Genomic DNA, 21737 nt, shown 5'->3' with positions numbered 1-21737 from the left:
GATTATTCATGTATCACATCAATCTGACACATTTTCATAGTTAAAAGAGCCGCCTCATGGCTCTCAGGCGTAACACCTGCACAGCAGGATGCATCTACGGTGATCTTCACTTCCGGGAACTCGGCTTTCAGGATCAATGCGTTCGATACCACACAGATGTCAGTACATAGACCAACCATCTCAATCTCATCAAATGTCCACTCATTCCAATGTGACCATCCAAAATTCGGTTTGTCTATGTACTCTGCGCCGTCCACTTCCAGACCATCCGCGATCATCCATCCCTTCGTTCCCTTGATGCAATGCTCCACCGGAAGCTTCTTGCCCTCCGGCGTCTCGAGATAATCCTCACCATGCGTATCCCTCGTGAAAATGATCTGATCTCCTGCTTCCTGATATTCTCTGATCTTGGCTGCTACTTTCGGCACAATGTCCTGCGCTTCCTTTGTGCCAAGCGAACCGTCAATAAAATCATTCTGCATATCAACTACGATTAATGTTTTCATGTTATAACTCCTCCTACTTTAAAATTCCTTTCGGCATCTGTCCGATCTGTGCCCCGGCACCGTATTTCCGTGCTGCATAGAAAAACGCATCCATATTCTCAAGAGGTACTCCCATCGATACCTGACACCCTGTGTTCAGCATGAACCCTTTTGGGTTCTCTGCTCCGGTACGTAAGGACCCTTTCACAGCCTCGATCACATCATCAATGGTTCCGTTCCGCATCACGTCCACCGGCGGTACATTGCCGGTCAGGAACATCCGATTACCGACAATTCGCTGAAAATCCAACATATTTTCACAGTTATCCACGCTTAGCATTGTAAATCCACAATCTGCAAGATCTTCCCAGATTAGCCTACTGTGTCCGCAGATATGAATCGTAGGTTCCGATCCTGTAATATAAACAATGCCATCGTGAAGCTTCTTCAGATATGGACTGGAAAATTCTCTGAAATACCGCACGCCCAGAATATCTGTAGTAGTAACAGGATCTGAAATCGACCAGGATGTAATTCCCAGCTTTTCATACCCAGCCCGTACATATTTTAGATTACACACAACAATTAATTCTAACAGCCGATGTAACTCCTTCGGTGCCTTCCGCATGTCCCGCAACACATATTCAATCGGTCGCATAGCAATCGCTGTCGTAATCGGTCCTGCCATACCACCACTGTATTTCAACTCTGGAAGTCTCTGTTTCATTTCCTGCACAGTCTCAATCTTCTTCTGCATCCATGGATTGCTTTCCACCTCAAATTCTTCCAAAATGTATAATTTATCATATGTATCTAAAAAACGTCTGCCAATATCATTTTCTCCGCGATCTGATACAATTTCCTCTGAGCCAAGGGCGATTCCCATTCCACGAAGTCCCAATTTGAACGGAATCGATGCATCACCGTATAATTCCTGCTTCTTCCTGAGCTGCGCTGCACGAACATCCAGGTTGTTATACAGATCATGCTTGGAATATCCCCATGCCACACCCAGGGCATCATCCGCTGACAATAACCTGTGCGGAATGCAGTCCACTTCTTCTCCTGCCATGTATGCTTTCATCCGTTCGCCAGGTGTCATTTCCATTTTCTGCTTCACCAATTCTCGGTAAAGTTCTTCCTTTGTCATCCCATAGCCTCTTTCCAAACCTGTAATATCTTTCAACCAAATGCACTTACATCACATGTTCTGTCCGCTTGATGATCTCATCCTGCGTTGCCTTTCTGAGCGAGCAGAAATATGCACTGAATCCCGACACCCGCACGATCAGATCCGCGTAATTCTCCGGGTGCTCCTGTGCTGCCCTAAGTGTCTCCACTGACACTATACTGATCTGTATTTCCATGCCACCCTTATGAAAATACGTCTCAATCAAACTCCGCAATGCCCGTTTCCCGGTCTCTTCTTCTAATAAAGATGGCGTAAATTTCACATCTAATACCATGCCATTGCCAGCTTCTTCCATCGGAAAATTCGTAACCGAATTAATCAGTGCAGTTGGTCCATGGGTATCCTTTCCCTGGGATGCTCCAGACGAGTTAGACAAGGATTCTCCACTCTTTCTTCCGTCTGCTGTTGCGCCTGTGTGCATGCCCATAATAGCATGATCTTCTACTGTATATAATCCCAACCGGTATGGACCACCCCAGTAATTCCGGTATTCCTTCAAAATGTCTGATACCATTCTTTCCATCTTGACCGCGATCCGATCGGCATCCTGTTTTCTACACTGATCGTTACCGTATTTCGGTGCACGCGCTGACATATACTGCAGCATATAACCGGCATTTTCAAAATCATGATCTGTAATCTCCACACATTCCTCCAACGTAAGCATGTTCTTATCATAGATCACATCCTGGATTGCCGCCAATGCATCTACTGCTGTCCCAATGCCTCCCAGATTAAATCCCACGCCGGTATATCTCGCACCGCCTGCCATAACATCCTTTCTGCTGCCTATACAATCTTCCGTCAGCACAGACAGATACGGAAGGGGATATTTCTCTGCATACAGATGCTCGATGCGGTTCAGATTGCGGATAATCTTTCGTACCCAGTATTCCAATTCGTTCAGATACGCTTGTTCAAGTTCTTCATAAGTTTCAAATTCAACTAGGCTTTTCTGATTCTTCATCCGGAATGTTTTGTCACTACAGGTATCTTTCCCCTGATGTAGAAGCAGGTTCAGAAGCTTTGGCAGATTCAGCCTTGCCAGCTCCGTCATCGCATTTTCCTTCCCCGGAATCGCCATTTCCACGCAGCCTACAAATCCATAATTCCACACATCTTCTTTCAACACACCATTTTTCATCTGCGCTTTCATGCAGCACGGATCATAAAAGAGCGCCGGAAATCCCATGCCCGTTCGGATCAATGCAAGCACTGCCTGCCATGCCTCTTCCGGCATATCATCTGTCCACCGGAAATTCACCGACGGCTGATCCACACGAAGATTTGCTGCAGACTCCAGACACAGGTAAGTCAGATCATTCACCGCGCATCTGCCATCCGCATCACATCCACCAAGAGTCATATTCTGATAAGCTTTTTTCTGACAGCTGCATTTGAGCCAGAAAGCCTCTATCAATTCACCCGTTTCTTCATAATTAAGTCTTCCTGCATCCACATCCTTTTGGTAAAACGGATACAGATAATAATCAATCCTGCCAAGAGAAATGCCCGATGGAATATTCTCGCAGTACATCATCTCATTGGCAAGCGTCAGTAACTGCAACGCCTCATAAAATGTCTCCGGTGCCTTTGTCTCTATATTCATCAATGCGTCCCTCATTCGTTCCAAACATTCCCTCCTGGTTCCGAATCCGTCGTCATAATCATTATTGTCAATTTTATTATTTCTTTTTAACTTATTTAATTGCCTTTCTGTTTCTTCCAGATAGCGGTGCATGTAACTCATACATGCTTTTAATACAATACAGAACGCATGTGCCGTCTGCTTTTCTTTTTCACTCTGCGCTTTTCCAAGCTGTTCTTCCACCCGCGAGAGCAATGCTCCCCATCCAGTGTTAAGAAGCATCTCATATCCGGCAAGCGTATGTCCCGAATGCCAGTGTTTCACAAGCCAGGTCTCCACAGCATCCGCAAATTCATCCAGCTCATCTGATGCAGATTCTGATTGCAATTCTTTTGTTTCTTCTATTTCTCGCTCCATGTCCATCTGGAACTTCGCACGCTCTGCCGGATCAAAGTCTTCTGATACCTTCATTGGGAAATTCACATTATATGCATACTGAAACAAATACCCTGCCAAAAGATCATCCTCTGGTATAAGAATCTCCTTTTTCGCCAGTGTATTTGCAAATCCATATGCATACTGTTCTTCCACAGATGCCTCCGGGTGTTCCCGGACCGCCTCCCGGTATGCATCATCACGCACCGGAATCTCGGATGTTCTGGCATATTTCTTTCGATTTTCTTTTAATACCTGTATCCGTCTGGTGACGGTCCGTTTTGTTCTCATGTCTTTATCCTTCCTACTATCAATTTACATCCATTATACTCATATATCTTCTGCAAAGTGCGCATTGGCAATCAATGACTCCAGTTGGATCTCTGACGATCTTCCACCTGTCAATTCATCAATCTTTGCATTCACCGCCGGATGAAAATAGCACCCTTGCTTTTCCTGTTTTTTTCCGTAAATAACTGCTTCTTCCAATATACCGCGATCCTGAATCCGTTTCTCTGCCGGGATAGGGTTCAGGCACAGCATATGAGGTGTGGCAGTCTTTCCCTCAGCCAGTCTTGTCCCGGACGCTTCCTGAGGCAGAAACACATATCCTCCCGGCAATGTTTCATCAGACACACATACCCGGACACCTGATTTTTCTGCCTGTTCAACCGAATATAAAAAATCAAACATATCTTTAAATGACGTTGCCAGCATCGACACTTTCGACTGCATCAACGCCCGCAGATCATTGCATTTCTCTGCACATTGATCTGGCACTAATCCTCCGATTCCACAAGTCACCACAAGCGGAATCTTTCTGTCTTCACACACCCGCATGGCTCCCGATGCGGTCAATGCGCCTGATCTCCCTGCACGAACTGCCTGATCGTAATTAAAATAATTCACGCGCCCATAGTCTGCTGCCCGCTCCCGAAACTCACAGAACTCGTCCACATTTCCTACAATCGTCTGCCCGTGATCCAGCCATGCAATCTTCCATTTTTTATCCAATTCTTGTTTCAAACGCTCACTGCCGATACTTTTCAGACCATGTGTCAGCAGTGCCGACTCTATGATAAATTCTCGCATGCTGATAACACTGCTCCTGCCTGCAGTTCCAGATCAAATCCATTCTGCTCATTTAAGAAATCCAGATAGTCTTCCGGAAAACTCCTGCTTCCGCGGAACGTACCGCACAGCGCTCCCACAATACTTGCGATCGCACTGGTCTCATCTCCGATATTTACTCCATCGCAGATGCATTTCATGCTATCACCGCGCTCCGCGATAAAAATACCGATTGCTGTCGGTACCGTCTCTGCGATCGCCGGTCCGCTTCCGATGCGGTCACGCAGCTCATCAACCGGATTCTTATCGTCCGAAGTATGGAGTGCAATGTCAATTGCCATATCCAATCGTTTTGCAACCGATGGTCCCGGATACACATGAATATCTGTCCGTTTTCTGGCAAGTGCTTCGCCCTCTCTGCATCCATATTTTGCTGCCTGCACAATGTTGTATACAGTTGCATCATACTTCATAGCCTCGCAGATTGCTGCCGCGATCGCGCATGCTCCTGACACTGACCATGGATCATCGTGGGAAGATATCGCAATCTCCACTGCATTTTCAATTGCTTTATCCACATTTCCATTGCTGAACAAGCCCGCCGGATACGCTTTTACCGCAGCTCCATTAGAGGACAGTGCATAATAATGTCCCTTAAACAGCTTATTGCCCAAATGTCCGATATAATCCCAGGTATTCATTTTCTTCTGCCGGTTCATCTCAATAATTGCTTTTCTGGTGGTCATGCCCGCAAATGGTTCAAAATACTCGGTATCTCCCCACTCCAACAGGGATTCCATTGCGATCTCTCTGGTAATCTTACCATCTGCCTGCACGATTGCATTTGTCAACATATACGGTATACTGAATGCATCCGTCACCTGACCCGGCTTTCGTCCTCTCGCCTGTACGTCTCTTGGCGGTTCCTGAAAAGATTCCACACGTCCGCCAAAGATCTCCTTGATCTGTCCGGTAGACTTGGCCTCTGTAGCTGCTCCCATCGCATCTCCCGTCGCTGCGCCCAGCAGGCACCCCAATATCTTATCGTACATTCTGCTCACCCCGTTTCTGTCTGATACCTGCAATCCGCTCTACATCGTCTGCCATTTTACGGATCTCAAATCCATTGATTTTTTCCATTGTCGGTAAGAAATGCTCCGGAAATGCTGCTGATCCCGACAGTGCTCCTGCAATTGCTCCCGCCATGGTCGCTACTGTGTCTGTATCGTATCCCGCATTTACCGCACCGATAATTGCATCCATCGGATTCCCGCTGCCTGCAGCGAAGAAGCCAAATGCACTCGGAATTGCCTCTGCTACATGAAGTCCCATGCCGATCCGCTCTGCAATCTCGACCATTTTCTCTTCCTGTGTCCCCTTGCCAAGTCCGATATCTACCGCCATCTCAATTCGTTTTACTACCGATGGGCCAGCTACATCTCTGCCCATTTCTCTGCCGATGCGTGCTCCCTCTTTCGCACCGTAGATCCCTGCCTGAATAATACTGTACACATCTGCATCCGGTGTTACCGCTTCCGCAACCGCTGCTGCCACTGCACTTCCGCCGGAAATCGCCAGATAATTATCATGCGTTACCATGGTTACTACCGCTGCATCATAGATCGCCTGATCTACATTACCAGGATTAAACAGACCGATTGGTGCAATCTTCATGGCCGCACCGTTGGTTGCCTGTCTCGGAAGCAGTTGGATCGTATCAGATTCCGGTATCTCCTCTCCCTTATAACGGCGGATTGCCATACGAGTTGTCGGTCCCGCAAAACGGTCAAAAAATATCGGGTGTTCTGACCAGTCAATTAATGCCTCTTTTACCACTTCGGACGTGATCTCACCATCGTGGTCGATAATATGTCTGGTAATAAAATACGCCGAACTAAAATCATCTGTTGCCTGCCCCGGTTGGTTGCCTTTGGCAAATGTATCCATTGGCGTCACTTCAAAATCTGTCACCTTGTGTCCGAAATACTGAAGGATCTGTTCGGTCGTCCGGCTCTCAGTTGCTGCTCCCATGGCATCGCCGGCTCCTGCTCCGATCAGACATCCCAGGATTCTGTCATTTAAGCTATACACATTCATCACCTCGCCTCTATTATAGCACGCGGGCAGCCACTGTTCCTGCCCATATGCACGAAAGGGGAGATGTATTACACATCTCCCCCTTATGATCAAGCGGATATTTCCGCCTCATTACTTTCCTAACGCTTAGTGCCAGTCAGACATCTCAGCTACGTTGTCAGCATTAACCAGTGCCATTGGTGTGCTGTCGCCAATGCTTGTTACTTCCTGTCCTTCCAGGGCTTTCAGCATCATGATAACAGCTTCTCTACCCATAAGGTATGGAGACATAGCTACTGTTGCATCATATGTTCCGTCTTCGATTGCTGCTTTAGCTTCTTCTGTGAAGTCAACACCAACTACCATAACCTGATCTTTCATGTCTTTTTCCTGAAGAGCCTTTACAACACCAAGTGCCATATCATCGTTACCACAAGCGATACCTGCAAGATCCGGGTTAGCTTCGATAATAGCTGTAGCTGCATCATATGCTTTCTGTACGTCGAAATCACACTGCTCAACTGCTACTACATCATAACCGGCTGCCTCAAATGTCTCTTTTGCTCCATCTCTACGAGCGTCTGCCTGTGTACCACCTTCGTTACCAGCGATAACAGCTACCTTCTTGCTGTCGCTCTTGTTATTATCAATGATGTACTGAGCTCCCATTTCTCCCTGAGACTTGAAGTCTACCGTGATCATACCTGTCAGAGATCCGCCGGCTTCTTTCAATGCATCAGCATCCACTTCGTTACCTGTTGTGATGATCGGTACTTCATCCTGATTAGCTTTTACAATACCGGAAATCAGGCAGTCACCTGTCAGTGGAGATACAGCGATTGCTGCGTAATCTTTAACGAGCATATTTTCCAGAATATTCAGCTGTCCAGCTGTATCTGTATCAGAATCCGTTGCCTGCACGTCAATATCTACGCCATACTCTTTGGCTGTGTCTTCGTAACCTTCCTGCATAGTTACCCAGAAAGAATTAGCCAGTGTACTTTCGATAGCTGCAAGCTTCACTCCGCTGTCTTTCTTCGGCAGTGGTGCAAAGTCTTCGTCTACCTGTGCCATCGCCTGAGTAAACAATGTGTCTTCTCCTGACGCAGCATCTTCCTTTGCGTCATCTTTCTTTTCTGTGTCTTCTGTCTTAGTATCCTCTTTCTTCTCGTCTGAAGAACTGCTTCCGCATCCTGCTACCATTGCGGATACCATTGATACACACAATAAAATGCTTACTAATTTCTTTTTCATTTTGCTCCTCCTTGTTTAACTCTTAGTAAGATTTATTATTCAATGAGGTTCTCCCCCATTAAATGCAATACATCCTGTACGGTTGCACGGCTTCTTGGTCCCGCGATCGTACATTTGACAGCTGCCGTTGCATTAGCGAACTTCAATGCATAAGCTTCGTCTTTTTCTTCTCCAAAATATGAATACAGCAATCCACCGATAAAGCAGTCTCCTGCACCTGTCGTATCTACCGGTTCTACTTCATATGCCGGAGCATGATACTCGTGTTCTCCATCATACCAGTAAGCGCCCTCGCCTCCTGCTGTCAGGATTACTCCTTTTTCTACATGATATTTATCCTGAATCATGCGCATCGCTTTGTAAGGATCTGTCTCTCCGGTCATCTCCTCGTATCCGGCACGTCCACTGATAAATACAGTACACAATTCCATCATCTTCTCAATCTCTTCACGGCTTGTCCCACAAGTTTCCATGAAACTTGGCACACACTGCATATTGTAAATGACAGGCTTACCCTGCTCCAGTGCTTTCTCTGCCAGCCAGATGGCTGCTTTCGGCGAGAACATATCATTGTAGAAAATATCCATGCCATCCATAATATCAGCCGGAAGCTCCTCCGGAGTCAGTGTGCATACCGCATCTCCCGCATTTGCAAAAATACAGTGTTTACCGCCCGGTGCCGTAATAATATAAGTATGCAAGGTAGTTCCTTTTTCTTTTGTTACCACATATCGGTCATCCACATGATCTGCTACCAGTGTCTTACGAAACTGGCTTCCTACCTCGTCATCACCGATCTTACCGGTCTGATATGCTTCCATGCCAAGGCTCGCACACGCTACTGATACATTGGATGCGCTGCCGCCCGGAAGCATTTCTTCATGATGAATCAAGGCAAATCCGTCATCCTTTGGAAGCTCATAGCTGTTCAGCACTACATCCATGGCGATCGCGCCCAGTGATAATACTTTTTTGTCCATTATACTTCACTCCTTTTTCTGCGATTGCTCTCCGAAATGAGTACCGCTATTACTAATATCACACCAGTCAGCACTTCCTGATAATGAGAAGATACTGAGAGAAGTACAAGTCCGTTCTTCAGAATATTCAGGATCAGGCAGGCAACCACGGTACCTGCTACATTGCCCTTGCCGCCCTGCATACTGGTTCCTCCGAGAACCGCTGCCGCAATGGCATCCATCTCATATCCCTGCCCAGCCAGCGGCTCTGCCGAATTCAGTCTGGCTGTTACAATCATGCCTGCGATACCTGCGCACAGTCCACAGATCGCATAAATCACTATTTTTAACTTCTTAACATCTACGCCGGAACGATTCAATGCCAGTGCACTGGTTCCACAGAACAGACAATAATTACCAAGCACTGTCTTATGCAGGATCACTGCTCCGATCACTGCGATCAGCAATGACAATACGATCGGCACATTGATCGGCCCGATCTTACCTGAACCCAGGAATGTAAAAATATCCGAAAATCCGTAAATCGGCTTGGAATTGGTCCATACCAGAATCACTCCCCGAAGCACTGTCATACTTGCAAGCGTCACAATAAATGAACTGATCTTACCATACGCTACCAGCGCGCCATTGACCACACCGATCAGGGCTGATACTGCAAGTCCTAAAAGTGCAGCCGCCAGTGACGGCACGCCTGCCACACATAGCATACCCATGATCATACCGGAGAATCCAATGATCGCACCTACCGACAGATCAATCTCTCCCATACAGATCACGAATGTCATTCCCACAGACAGCACCAGATAAATAGCTGACTGATTCAGAATATTCCTGCAATTCTTCCAGGAAAGGAAAAATGGCGATGCAATAGATAATACCATGATCAATACGACCAGTATTGTGATCAGAAAAATCATATATGAATGTCCCTGTAATTTCTTTTTCACGCTAAGCACCTGCCTGTCCCTGTTTTTCTTTTGCGCCTGTAATCATAGACACCACCTCGTCCATGGTCGTCTCACAGGTCTTCATCTCGCCGATCACCCTGCCCTGCCGCATAATACAGATCCGATCCGAAATATCAAATACCTGCGGCATATTGTGGCTGATCACAATTACCACATATCCATCCGATGCCAGTCTGCGGATCAGCTTCAGTACTGCATTCGTCTCATTCAGTCCCATCGCTGCTGTCGGTTCATCAAAGATAAACACCTTACCACCGCGATTCACCAGACGCGCTACTGCTACGCCCTGTCTCTGACCACCACTCAGATTCCCAACCGGAATCGTCACATCCGGAATTCTGATATCCAGATTCCGAAGCAGTTCTTCTGCTTTCTTATTCATTGCCTTCTTTTTCAAAAATCCGAATCTGGAATGCTCATTTCCCAGGAACAGGTTCGATGTCACATCCATCGTATTACCCAGTGCCAGATCCTGATATACGGTGGACACACCTGCCTCGATTGCCCCTCTGGTAGTCAGACCTGTGTATTCCTGATCACCTACTTTGATCTTGCCCTGATCTGGTCTCAATACTCCGGACAGGATTTTGATCAGCGTGGACTTACCTGCGCCGTTATCACCAACGATTGCAAGTACCTCTCCTTCATACGCTGCTACAGACACCCCTCGGAGTGCCTGTACATGTCCGAAATCCTTATGCAATTCGATTGCTTTTAAATATGCCTCACTCATAAAAACCTCGTATATATTGATATTTTCTATAACCCATCTTTTTAATTGGTTTATAACTTTTATATTTTAAAATACAAATCCCTTTGTATTTCTTTTTACTTCGCACAACTATTATATCACTCGTTTTATAGTCTGACAAATCGGCTTTATCTATAAGTGAGTCGTATTTATTTGTGTTATCTATAAATTTATAGGATTTTTTTATAACCACTCTATCACTTGCACATTTTTTGCTACTGTGTTTAAATTAGGTTGGGGCAAAAACACTATCATCATAATAAGGGGAGATATTTATGAGACAGGAATTACAGATATTATATGAAGATCCAGACATTATCGTCTGTTTCAAGCCGCATGGTCTTGCCACCCAAAGCCATCGTATCAGCACTCCTGATCTGGAGCACATGATCCTGAACCATCTGGCTGAGACAGAACACCGTTCTTCTTCACACAAACATAGATCTGCACCGTATCTGGCCGTAGTCCACAGACTGGATCAGCCCGTATCCGGTATTCTGGTATTTGCCAAGAATCCAAAGGCTGCCCGGAATCTGAACCATCAGTTAACAAATGAAGGCTTCGGCAAACACTATATGGCGCTGGTCGACGGCTGTCCGTCCAAAGAGACCGATACACTCGTCAATTACCTTGTCAAAGACAGCAAGAGCAATACTTCCAGAGTATGTGACCACCACACCCATGGTGCCAAAGAGGCACGCTTAAGTTATCGCATTCATTCCAGAGAAGCCGAACAGACTCTCCTGGAAGTCACCCTGGACACCGGACGCCACCATCAGATCCGTGTACAATTAGCCCATATGGGCTGTCCAATCGTCGGCGACACCAAATACAATCCAAATGCGCAAAAAAAAGGATGGCAGGAAATCAAACTCTGTGCATACAAACTCGCGTTCCACCATCCGATCACCGGAACTCCGCTGGAATTTCAGGTGCCATTTTCATAAACTATTAACTTAAAATCGGCGATTCCGTAATGGAACCGCCGATTTATATTTTCACTTTATTAACCTGCTTTCATTTATGGAAGCACTTCCTCACCATTGTTATACATGTTTACTACATGCTGGATACGATCTGCCGGATCCAGAATGCTTCCGATAGAGCTGTCATGGTTCAGTGTATCGATCAGAAGCGCAAGATACTTGCTCATATCACAGTTAATGTAGTACGGCTTAGACAGAAGCTCCGGTGTCTGATAGATCAGGTTCGTTGTCAGCACACCATTCAGAATGCCTTCTTCATATGCTTCATCAAATTTGTCCAGTCCGCTTGTGAACAGACCGAATGTAGCTGCTGCATAGATTCTCTTAGCCTTGCGCTGCTTTAACTGTTTTGCCACATCCAGGATGCTGTCTCCTGATGAAATCATATCATCCAGAATTATCACATCCTTGCCTTCTACAGAAGATCCCAGGAACTCGTGTGCAATAATCGGATTACGTCCATTTACTACACGACTGCAGTCTCTTCTCTTATAGAACATACCCATATCCAGGTTCAGCACATTTGCAAGGTATACGGCTCTCTCTGTAGCTCCCTCGTCCGGGCTGATTGACATCATATGCTGACTGTCAATCTTCAGATCTTTAACTGTTCCCAGAAGTCCTTTTACAAACTGATAAGTCGGACGTACCGTCTCGAATCCGCTGAGCGGGATTGCATTCTGTACACGCGGATCGTGCGCATCGAATGTAATGATATTGTCTACGCCCATGCGTACCAGCTCCTGCAGTGCCAGTGCACAGTCCAGAGACTCTCTTCCGCCTCTCTTGTGCTGACGGCTCTCGTACAGGAATGGCATAATGACATTGATACGTCTTGCCTTACCACCAATGGCAGCAATAATTCTCTTCAGGTTCTGATAATGGTCATCCGGTGACATGTGGTTCACGTGACCACTCATAGAATAAGTGCAACTGTAATTACATACATCTACCAGAATATAGATGTCTTTGCCTCGTACAGACTCATTGATAATACCCTTCGCTTCTCCGGAACCGAATCTAGGCACCTTTGCGCTGAGCAGATATGAGTCCTTCTCATATCCGGAAAATGCGATATTATCCTTATACTCAGATCCATCCTCATGACGCCATTTGGCAAGGTATTCATCCACCCTGTTTCCCATCTCCTGACATCCGTCAAGTGCGATAATTCCCAAAGCTCCTACCGGGATATTGTCCAAGTTACGTTCGTTACGGCGCATCATCTGTAAGTACCTCCTAAAATTATTTTCTGCCCATAAGTTTCTTTTGAATTCGTATATCGTCTCCGGTAATCCGAAGAACAGTGTATGCACTGGTAATACGGGAAAACACCCTTTCCGAGTACATATTATTAAGATCATCCAGTGAAAGATTCGTGGATATCATCGTAGACTTGCCACGCAGTAATCTTTCATTCAGACAGACAAACATCTGTGAGATAGTAAATCCATTTGCAAATTCTGTCCCCAGATCATCTATGAGCAGCAGATCACAGTCATATATATGTTCATAATCCCGCGCTGCATCCTCATCCTTTTCAAACTGCTTCTTTGCAAAGATATCAAATAACTGGCTTGCTGTAAAGTATATTACGGAAAATGTCTGATCTAAAAGCTCCTTCGCCACACAGTGCGTCAAAAATGTCTTGCCCACACCAGTGTCTCCGTAAAGCAGTAGATTGCCTCCATCCTTTGCAAAGTTCTGCGTAAATTCCTGACATGCCCTGACCGCCGTCTGGATCGCTTCTCTGGAAGATCTGCCTGTCAGCGGGTCGATATGGCTGTCCGAATAGTAGTCCATAGAAAATGTATTGAAATTCTCTTTTTGTAATATTTCCTGCAGATTGGACTGTGTATACATGTAATCTATAATTGCCTTTTTAAAACAATGGCACTTTTCTTTTCCTATATAACCGGTGTCCTTGCAATCCGGACAGGTATAGGATAATTCAAGATAATCGGCGCGATATCCAGCCTGGGTCAACAGCAGTTTCTTTTCTTCAAAAAGAAGATGGAGATCTTCTTTTAATGCAGTAAGCGCACTCTCATCTCCATCCAGCATCCGGCGTGCCTGTCGAACACTAAGCTCCGAAATAGACTGATCCAGCTCACGAAGTCTCGGGATCCGATCATATACCTCTTCATAGCGTCCCCGCAGTCGGTTTTCATTATCCAATTGTCTCTTTTCATATATACGCATGAAATGATCATACTGCGAATTGGTAAGTGCCACTGCTCTCTCCTTGTCAATGTAAGAATTAATATATGAATCAATATGCTACCGGGTCTCGATCAGCTTTCTGGTAAGCTCATCCATATCCTGATACTTGCGTCCTTCAAAATTATTAAACTTGCTCTTCGCGGTACGGCTTGATGTTCTCGGTACTGCTGTCTTCTTGGCTTCTTTTTCTTTCATATGTACCAGATCCAGTGCCTTCACATCAGTAATGTCTCTGACTCCCTTATCCATCCAGCTCTTCAGGATCGATTCCGTATAATCAAAACTCGGCTGATGGATCGTATTCATAGTACGATTACACGCTTCCACGATCAGTTCCGGCGAAAATCCATACTCATCATTCCATCTGGAAATATATGCCATCTCAGGCTCTGCCGGTGCCCGGCCTTTGATGCCGTATGCGTTCAACACCGCATAGCTGTTCTTATTATACTTACCGGATGCATCCTTAGCTTCCTTTACAGTCGTCACATGCTGGTCATTCCAGGACAGTGCAACTTTCTTAATATAATGTATGCTCTTATGCCCATTCTCTACGCAATATTCAATCAGATACTCGATCAGATCCGCTGACATTCCAAGTACATCGTAAAAATACACCAGTTCTTCTACTTCTGTCTTGGTCAGTGTCTTACCCAGATACAACTCTGTCACATGCGTAATCTCGCGGAATTCCTTGCGGTTCTTCTCACTCGGTGTCTGTGCAGACTTAGGTTCCGGTGTCGCCGGACTCTCTGGCTTCTTCACCATAGAAATCATTGTCTGCGCTGCCTTCTTCGCCGGTGTCGCAGCCGCTTCTCTCTCCTGCGCCTGCGGTGCAGACTGAGCTCCGCTCTTGGCAACATCAAGCAGACCTTTCTTCGTCCAGTAATCCAGTGCACGATTGACATCCTTCTCTGTACAGTCCAGAATATCGGCAATTTCCGACACACCAAGGTTCACAGATGGATCGCACTTATAGCGCAATAATAAAAGGTATACCTTTACATACTCGCCATTCGCTTCTGCCATGTATTTATCTATAAATTCATTCTCAACCAGGGTTGCATAACCCTGTACGCAATTTGTCAAAGTTAATTTCGTCATCTCGATCTTCCTCGTCTCTCATCTCATAGCATACACATTATAGCATCGAGGAATAAACCGAAAAAGTTTTTTTTCACGCAAAATCTGTCTTTTTTGTTGATAAATTCATGTGGATAATGTGGATAACTAGTCCTGAAGGAGCTTTTCTCCTATATTTACAACATCTCCGGCTCCCATAGTTATCAACACATCCCCCTTCTGACATCTTTCCAGAACGAATTCTTCGATCTTCTCAAAAGACGGCAGATAATATGCGTCACAGCCTTTTTTCTTCAATGCTTCTGCGATCTGTTCTGAGGATACCCCCAGTGTATCCGTCTCTCTTGCAGCATAGATATCTGCCAGAATCACATGGTCTGTTGTAGAAAGTGCATCAACAAACTCATCAAATAATGCCTTGGTTCTGGTGTAGGTATGTGGCTGGAAAATACACCACACTTCTTTATGCGGGTAATTCTCTGCTGCTGTCAGTGTTGCCCGGATCTCGGTCGGATGATGTGCATAATCATCTATGATCGTGAATCCATTTTTTGTACCTTTATATTCAAATCTACGATTCGTTCCACGGAACTCCTTCAGACCTTTCTGCATAGACACAAATGGAATACCCAGAATATCTGCTGCCGCAATGGCTGACAATGCATTCAGCACATTGTGCTCACCTGTCACAGAAAGTGCCATGCGTCCCATCTTCTGTCCGTCATGCATCACATTGAAGGAAGAATCTCCCACTTCGTCATGTGCAATGTCTGCTGCGCTGTAATCTGCGGACGGATCCGTGCCAAAGGTTACCACCTTACATGCCAGACCATCTGTAATCTCTTCCACATTCGGAATCTGCTGATTGATTACCAGCACACCATCTTCCGGAAGTAATTCAGCAAACTTGCGGAACGAATTACGGATATCCTGAAGGTCCTTAAAGAAGTCCAGATGATCCGCATCAATATTCAGGATAATCGCAAGCTTCGGAAACAGATGCAGGAAACTGTTGGTATACTCACATGCCTCCGCCACAAAGAGTTCTGAATCTCCAACACGGATATTACCGCCAATTGCCTTCAGGATACCTCCTACCGATAATGTCGGATCCTGATCATCTGCCAACAGAATCTGTGACAGCATAGATGTCGTAGTTGTCTTACCATGGGTACCTGATACTGCGATCGGCATATCATAATTACGCATCAACTGACCCAGAAGTTCTGCACGACTGAGCATTGGAAGCTTCTGTCTCTTTGCCTCCATAAATTCTTCGTTATCTTCATGGATTGCAGCTGTATATACTACTACATCAATTCCGTCTATAATATTGGACGCTTTCTGTCCATAAAACACTTTTGCTCCCATCTGTTCAAGATGGTCTGTCAGAGCTGACTCTTTGGCATCAGATCCCGATACTGCAAATCCCTCTTTTAACAATACCTCTGCAAGTCCGCTCATGCTTATTCCGCCAATGCCAATAAAATGCACATGGATTGGCTCTCCAAAATTAATCTTATACATTAATCAAAGCCTCCTAGCCTATTCTATCTATCTTATTATAAACATATATTTAAAAAAATCCAAGCTGTAAACGTCATAAAACATCATGTTTCTCTTTGCAAAAATAAACTGCACTTACTCTTGTAAATTTTAAACAATTTTCTTTGCTATTTTATATTTTTTTTGTAATATTTGTTCACACGCAGAGCAATCTATGCTATACTTGACATATATCATTATTAACAGTCATTGATGTGCTGTAACAATAGTGGGATAAAAAGAATAGAGGAATGCCGGCTAGAACTATTGCCGGAGAAAGGAGCTGAATACGCCATGCAGATTACAGATGTACGTGTGCGCAAAGTTGCAAAGGAGGGAAAGCTCAAAGCTGTGGTATCTATTACTATGGATGAAGAGTTCGTAGTACATGATATCAAAGTGATTGAGGGGGAAAAGGGGCTTTTCATTGCAATGCCTAGCAAGAAGACAGCGGACGGTGAATATCGGGATGTTGCGCATCCAATCAACTCTGGCACAAGAGAGCGGATTCAGAGCATAATTCTCAGAAAATACGAAGAAGCTATGCAGGAAGATTCCCAGGAGACAGCATAGGTTTTGATATCAGAGAGAGGCACAATACTCGGGGTCAGCCAACCAAAGAAAGAGAGTCACTACTTCATGAACATCGTTTCAAGAAGTGATGACTCCCTTTCTTTATAGTCTTATATCTGTATAAGCAATATTCATTTTTTTCAACAGTTCTCCTTCTCTGTGATGACAGGTAAATAAAAGCACCTGTCTTCCCGATTCTGCAAGCCACGCCATTGCCCGTTCCAGTCTGGTATCATCATAATATGCAAAGGTATCGTCCAGAATAATCGGATAATCTTCCGCATACAGAAGATCTGCTACTGCCATCCGCAACGCAAAATAAATCTGTTCCAACGTTCCCTGGCTGAGCTGTTCTACCGCGATCTGCTGATTCTCATGCCATACATGCATGTGCAGAGAATCATTAATCACCAGACGGCTGTATCTTCCATCCGTCAGCTTCTCCATGACCGCAGATGCTTTACGGTTCAGCACCTGTTCCATCTGCTTCTGCATTTCCGAAGTCAGCATGTCAAGACGACTGATTGCCAGCATAAGTGCTTCTCTCTTACGGTCCACTTCCCTGTAATCCATACTCATATGATCCAGTTCCCGGAGACTTTCCTGAAGATTCTCATATTCAATCTGCTTTTCCTTACGCATATTGGTCAGTTGTTCTTTCTTCCACCGAAGCTTCTCTGTCGATATCAGCTCTTCCCCGACATCCAGTTCTTCTGCCACTTCTTCTGTCTTCGCTTTCCGCTTGCCGACCTTCATCCTGTTCCAGATATAGATGATTCCAAGCACGATAACTACAGTCGTGACCAGCGAATTCCACGGACCAGGCAACACACACAAAAGCAGGATACAGGCACCTATAATTGCCACAATTTCCAGTGGATGCACTCTCCACCTGGATGTCGGCACTTCTTCTGCCGGTTCTTCTTCCACTTCATCCACATCCCGGTACTGTAATTCCAGTTCTACTTCCTTTAACTCGCTGTCCATATAATGAATGTCTCTCCATATATGTGCCGCTTCCTGTTCTAACGCCTCCCTCTTACGCTCTTTGCGCTGCAGCATCTCCCTTGCTTCCCGGTCAGCTTCCTTCTTCTTCTCAAATAATTCCGCTCGCGCTGCTGACACATCAATATCACTGTCTCCGGTCATATAATAACCAGTCGCATAATTCTTAAGTTCCGCAGCCAGTGCCTGGTTCGTCGCTGCATGGAGCTGCCCGATACACAGTGTGTTCTCATAAGACGACGCTGTCAGTCCATCCAACACCATCTCCAGGTCTCCATCCTCGGGAGATAATTCTTCGCCATCCGTTTCACAATATAACTTAACGCTCTTGGAATATTTATCAAAATTTCTTTGCAAACAAAAATCTTTCTCATTGCTTTGAAACTTCAGTTCCCCCGAATAATAATTACCGTATTCCCAGGGTTCATATCTGGAAAATGTATCCTTCGCCGACGCCCGTCCGCGTCCGCGCTCCAGTCCAAACAACATTGCCTTAATAAAAGTATGCATTGTAGTCTTGCCGGATTCATTCTCCCCACAGATTACATTGATCCCATCCTGAAGCTGAATGCTCTTATCATGAAATTTGCCGAAATTCTTCAGTTTCAGTTCCCTAAGCTTCATGTCTGTTCTCTCCTTGTATCAAGCAGCGCCTGCACTCCCTCGCATAAAGCTGCGTATTCCGTGCTGTCGGCTTCTGCGCCTTCAAAGCTTGCGATATAGCGCCCCAACAGATTCTCCTGATTGCGTCCCAGAAGTTTCTCATAGTCATATGCCGGTCTGGTATGATCCATGATCTCCAGCACATTTCCAAAAGTATCCATCTGACTCAGATCAAATGCCACATCCGGATCACGCCTGCCTTCCAGGCTCAGACAATACATATTCTGTACACCCCTCTGACCAATCAGTTCGTCAATCCTGGTATGCAGATCATAGCCAGTCATCTTTTCATCCACCGGTACATCCAGATGTACATATTCGCGTTCCGCATGTTCCACGAAAGAAATGCGGCATCCACTCGGATCCAGAATTCCCCGCACAAATCCATGCGCGCCGATATCATTGCGATCGATCGGCTCCAACGCGCCAGCATATGCCATACGGTTTGGAATCAGCACTTCTGGCTTGTGGATATGTCCCAACGCCACATAGTCGAATCCAATCTCATCTACAACCGTTTTGCGGAATGGCAAATGAGATGCATCCCCGCCATGTGCCAGCAGAATATGATATCTGCAGATATCCTTTAACTCTATCTGCTCATATAACGACTCCTGATTCTCTTTTTCATAATAGCTGCATCCATACACAGCCAGATTCATGGTCGGTAACTGAATACACGACACTTCATCCGATAAGATCATGTGCACATTCTGATTCCACGCATAATTACGGTAATATGACTGCTTTTTAATATAGTCATGATTGCCCGCCACAAGCACCACCTGTGTATGCGGAATGCTTCCAAACATGGCATCCACTTCCTTCAGTTCCCGAAGCAGCGGCTGTCTGTGAAAAAGATCTCCTGCAATCAGCAGCAGATCTGTCTCCTCTCTGCGGCACACCTCGATCACTTTGCGAAAGCTGTCCCAGATCTCATTTTTTCTTTTTTCGCTGTACTTTTTTCCTGCGTCCGGACTTGCGCCTAGATGCACGTCCGCTATGTGTATGAACCTCATCGCTGTCTCCTTCTTCCTGCTTGCTCTTCGATGGCAGCGTTACTATAAATTGCGTCTTATTATCATCACTCTTGGCTATGATACGACCTCCGTGAAGCTCTACGATCTCACGGGCAATGGCAAGTCCCAGTCCCGCACCGCCCGTCTCAGTAGAACGGGAATCATCCAGGCGATAGAATTTTTCAAAAATCGTCTGCAGCTTGGCGCCGGGAATCTTCTTACCCTCATTCTGAAATATAATCTCTACATCGCCACGCTTTCTATGCGCATCAATGCGAATCGTTGTGTTCTCATAACAGTATGCCACAGCATTCCTGAGAATATTGTCAAATACACGAGCCAGCTTGTCAGGATCTCCCTCCACTTCCAGATCATCCTCTGCTTCCACCTCACAAGTCAGATGCTTCTTCTGAAGCACTCCATATAACTCGTCGGCAATCTGCTCCAGCATCATAGACAGATTCAGATCTACCGGCTCCAGTTCAAATTCCTGCAAACTGAACTTGGTAATATCAAAAAACTCGTTGATCAGATCACCCAGACGAATCGCTTTTTCCAGAGAAATGTGTGTGTACTTGGCACGTTCCTCTACCGACATATCCGGATGGCTGTCAAGCATGGTCAGATACGCCACCACCGATGTCAGCGGCGTCTTCAGATCATGCGCCAGAAAGAGCACCATATCATTCTTACGCTTTTCGCTCTCCACTGCTTCCAGCTCCTGCCGTTTCAGCGTTGCCTTGATCTCATTCAGACGGATCTCGATCGGCTTCAGCTCTGTGATCAGATGAATCGGCTCAGACGATTCCGACAGAATATTCTCTATGCCATCTCCTACCTGATCCAGATATCTCGTCATCTGCGTCAGTGCAATGTAGAAAAACAGCGCAAAAAGCAGAAGGAATCCCATGATCAAAAAGAAGATCTTGTTATTCCCAATCAGTCTCCAATATAAATGAATGGCGGTCTGTTCTTCCATATGAAAGGTTTCCATGAACTTGACAAACCCCTTTGCAAAGGAGTCGTTGTAAATTCCGTCCACCACATAATTAAGAAGAAAGCCGCCAACCAATACAGTCAGTGCCGTGATCAGCACCGTCTCCAGCAGAATACTGAACTTTAACTTACGATAATTATTCTTCAACTTTGTATCCTACTCCCCATACGGTCTTAATGAAATCCGAGTTACCGGTCGGCGCACTCAGCTTCTCACGGAGATGCCGGATATGCACCATTACCGTATTATTACTGTTCTTATAGTACTTTTCATTCCATACTTTTTCAAATAATTCTTCCGAACTGATCACCTTGCCCCGGTTCTCACAGAGCAGCCACAGAATATCAAATTCAATCGGTGTCAGTGTCAGCGGTACCTCATTGTAAATACACTCGTGCGAGGTACGGTTCAAGGACAGACCACCCACATCGAGCACATCCCCGGCATCCTTACCCACTTCATTGTACTGCGTATACCGGCGGAGCTGCGCCTTGACTCTCGCAGCCAGCTCCAATGGGTTAAATGGCTTCGGCATATAATCATCCGCTCCCAACGTAAGTCCCGTGATCTTATCCATATATTCGGTCTTCGCCGTCAGCATGATAACCGGAAATGTATACTTCTCACGGATCTTCTTCAGAATCTGGAAGCCATCAATATCCGGAAGCATCACATCCAGAATCGCCAGATCAATCTTCTTATCCCGGATGCAGTCCAATGCGTCCTGTCCCGTATAAAACTTAAATACCGAATACTGATCATTCTGAAGATACAGTTCGATAACATCTGCTATTTCTCTTTCGTCATCTACTACTAATATATTCATACTATCCCTCCTGTCAG

At 45.5% G+C, this 21737-nt stretch carries 20 protein-coding genes; 2 read left to right on the top strand and 18 right to left on the bottom strand.

The annotated features are described in order from the left end of the window. Positions 1-2 precede the first annotated feature (2 nt). The 10 genes from DWZ93_RS06395 to DWZ93_RS06350 all read right to left on the bottom strand — a co-directional run bounded on the left by DWZ93_RS06395 (position 3) and on the right by DWZ93_RS06350 (position 10782). Positions 3-506, bottom strand: coding sequence for a cysteine hydrolase family protein (locus DWZ93_RS06395; protein WP_118452334.1), 504 nt, complete (start codon positions 504-506; stop codon positions 3-5). A 13-nt stretch (positions 507-519) separates the two neighbouring features. Then, positions 520-1635 carry a uroporphyrinogen decarboxylase family protein gene (locus DWZ93_RS06390; RefSeq protein ID WP_118452333.1) on the bottom strand — a complete coding sequence of 372 codons (1116 nt, stop codon included), beginning with the start codon at positions 1633-1635 and terminating at the stop codon, positions 520-522. Positions 1636-1681: 46 nt separating this feature from the next. After that, positions 1682-3991 carry a pyruvate formate lyase family protein gene (locus DWZ93_RS06385; protein ID WP_118452332.1) on the bottom strand — a complete coding sequence of 770 codons (2310 nt, stop codon included), beginning with the start codon at positions 3989-3991 and terminating at the stop codon, positions 1682-1684. Between the two features lie 39 nt (positions 3992-4030). Continuing rightward, positions 4031-4792 carry a pseudouridine-5'-phosphate glycosidase gene (locus DWZ93_RS06380; RefSeq protein ID WP_118452331.1) on the bottom strand — a complete coding sequence of 254 codons (762 nt, stop codon included), beginning with the start codon at positions 4790-4792 and terminating at the stop codon, positions 4031-4033. Continuing rightward, the gene (locus tag DWZ93_RS06375) at positions 4774-5823 is read right to left on the bottom strand and encodes an ADP-ribosylglycohydrolase family protein (protein WP_118452330.1); all 1050 of its coding nucleotides are present in this window, start codon (positions 5821-5823) and stop codon (positions 4774-4776) included. Before DWZ93_RS06375 ends, DWZ93_RS06380 begins: the two co-directional genes overlap by 19 nt. Next, positions 5813-6868, bottom strand: coding sequence for an ADP-ribosylglycohydrolase family protein (locus DWZ93_RS06370; RefSeq protein ID WP_118452329.1), 1056 nt, complete (start codon positions 6866-6868; stop codon positions 5813-5815). Before DWZ93_RS06370 ends, DWZ93_RS06375 begins: the two co-directional genes overlap by 11 nt. 126 nt (positions 6869-6994) lie before the next feature. After that, positions 6995-8101 carry a sugar ABC transporter substrate-binding protein gene (locus DWZ93_RS06365; RefSeq protein WP_118382890.1) on the bottom strand — a complete coding sequence of 369 codons (1107 nt, stop codon included), beginning with the start codon at positions 8099-8101 and terminating at the stop codon, positions 6995-6997. 35 nt (positions 8102-8136) lie between these two features. Next, entirely contained in the window at positions 8137-9081 is a 945-nt protein-coding gene (locus DWZ93_RS06360) for a carbohydrate kinase family protein (protein ID WP_118452328.1), read from the bottom strand. Then, positions 9081-10028, bottom strand: coding sequence for an ABC transporter permease (locus DWZ93_RS06355; protein WP_118452327.1), 948 nt, complete (start codon positions 10026-10028; stop codon positions 9081-9083). The genes DWZ93_RS06360 and DWZ93_RS06355 overlap by 1 nt, the downstream gene beginning before the upstream one ends. A 1-nt stretch (position 10029) precedes the next feature. Next, positions 10030-10782, bottom strand: a complete 753-nt coding sequence (locus DWZ93_RS06350; protein WP_118382889.1) for an ATP-binding cassette domain-containing protein — start codon at positions 10780-10782, stop codon at positions 10030-10032. 293 nt (positions 10783-11075) lie between these two features. Between DWZ93_RS06350 and DWZ93_RS06345 the strand changes: the two genes are divergently transcribed. Continuing rightward, positions 11076-11747 (top strand): RluA family pseudouridine synthase, encoded by a 672-nt coding sequence (locus tag DWZ93_RS06345; RefSeq protein WP_118452326.1) that lies wholly within the window; start codon positions 11076-11078, stop codon positions 11745-11747. A gap of 74 nt (positions 11748-11821) precedes the next feature. Here DWZ93_RS06345 and DWZ93_RS06340 read toward each other — a convergent pair whose 3' ends face one another. From DWZ93_RS06340 to murC, 4 genes are all read right to left on the bottom strand, one after another. After that, positions 11822-13012, bottom strand: coding sequence for a ribose-phosphate pyrophosphokinase (locus DWZ93_RS06340; protein ID WP_118382888.1), 1191 nt, complete (start codon positions 13010-13012; stop codon positions 11822-11824). Between the two features lie 19 nt (positions 13013-13031). Next, on the bottom strand, positions 13032-14021 hold the full coding sequence (locus DWZ93_RS06335; protein ID WP_118382887.1) for an ATP-binding protein: 990 nt from the start codon (positions 14019-14021) through the stop codon (positions 13032-13034). 45 nt (positions 14022-14066) lie between these two features. Continuing rightward, positions 14067-15113 carry a DnaD domain protein gene (locus tag DWZ93_RS06330; protein WP_118452325.1) on the bottom strand — a complete coding sequence of 349 codons (1047 nt, stop codon included), beginning with the start codon at positions 15111-15113 and terminating at the stop codon, positions 14067-14069. Between the two features lie 126 nt (positions 15114-15239). Beyond that, positions 15240-16619 (bottom strand): UDP-N-acetylmuramate--L-alanine ligase, encoded by a 1380-nt coding sequence (gene murC, locus DWZ93_RS06325; protein WP_118382885.1) that lies wholly within the window; start codon positions 16617-16619, stop codon positions 15240-15242. Between the two features lie 312 nt (positions 16620-16931). Here murC and spoVG point away from each other — a divergent pair, with 312 nt between their 5' ends. Beyond that, positions 16932-17210, top strand: a complete 279-nt coding sequence (spoVG, locus tag DWZ93_RS06320; RefSeq protein ID WP_118382884.1) for a septation regulator SpoVG — start codon at positions 16932-16934, stop codon at positions 17208-17210. A gap of 102 nt (positions 17211-17312) precedes the next feature. On the opposite strand, the gene DWZ93_RS06315 is transcribed toward spoVG, so the two are convergent. From DWZ93_RS06315 to vanR, 4 genes are read right to left on the bottom strand one after another with little or no spacing between them, the layout of a single operon-like run. After that, positions 17313-18839, bottom strand: a complete 1527-nt coding sequence (locus DWZ93_RS06315; RefSeq protein WP_118452324.1) for an ATP-binding protein — start codon at positions 18837-18839, stop codon at positions 17313-17315. Next, positions 18836-19897, bottom strand: a complete 1062-nt coding sequence (locus DWZ93_RS06310; RefSeq protein WP_118452323.1) for a metallophosphoesterase family protein — start codon at positions 19895-19897, stop codon at positions 18836-18838. The genes DWZ93_RS06315 and DWZ93_RS06310 overlap by 4 nt, the downstream gene beginning before the upstream one ends. Next, a complete protein-coding gene (locus tag DWZ93_RS06305) occupies positions 19815-21041 on the bottom strand; it encodes a sensor histidine kinase (protein WP_118452322.1) in 1227 nt (408 codons plus the stop codon). Before DWZ93_RS06305 ends, DWZ93_RS06310 begins: the two co-directional genes overlap by 83 nt. Continuing rightward, on the bottom strand, positions 21031-21720 hold the full coding sequence (gene vanR, locus DWZ93_RS06300) for a VanR-ABDEGLN family response regulator transcription factor (protein ID WP_118382880.1): 690 nt from the start codon (positions 21718-21720) through the stop codon (positions 21031-21033). The genes DWZ93_RS06305 and vanR overlap by 11 nt, the downstream gene beginning before the upstream one ends. Between the last annotated feature and the right edge of the window lie 17 nt (positions 21721-21737).

It is taken from the genome of Dorea sp. AF36-15AT, from assembly GCF_003477705.1.
Taxonomy (GTDB): domain Bacteria; phylum Bacillota; class Clostridia; order Lachnospirales; family Lachnospiraceae; genus Claveliimonas; species Claveliimonas ammoniilytica.
Note: the sequence above shows the minus strand (reverse complement) of the source record. Positions and strands in the feature narration are given on the sequence as shown.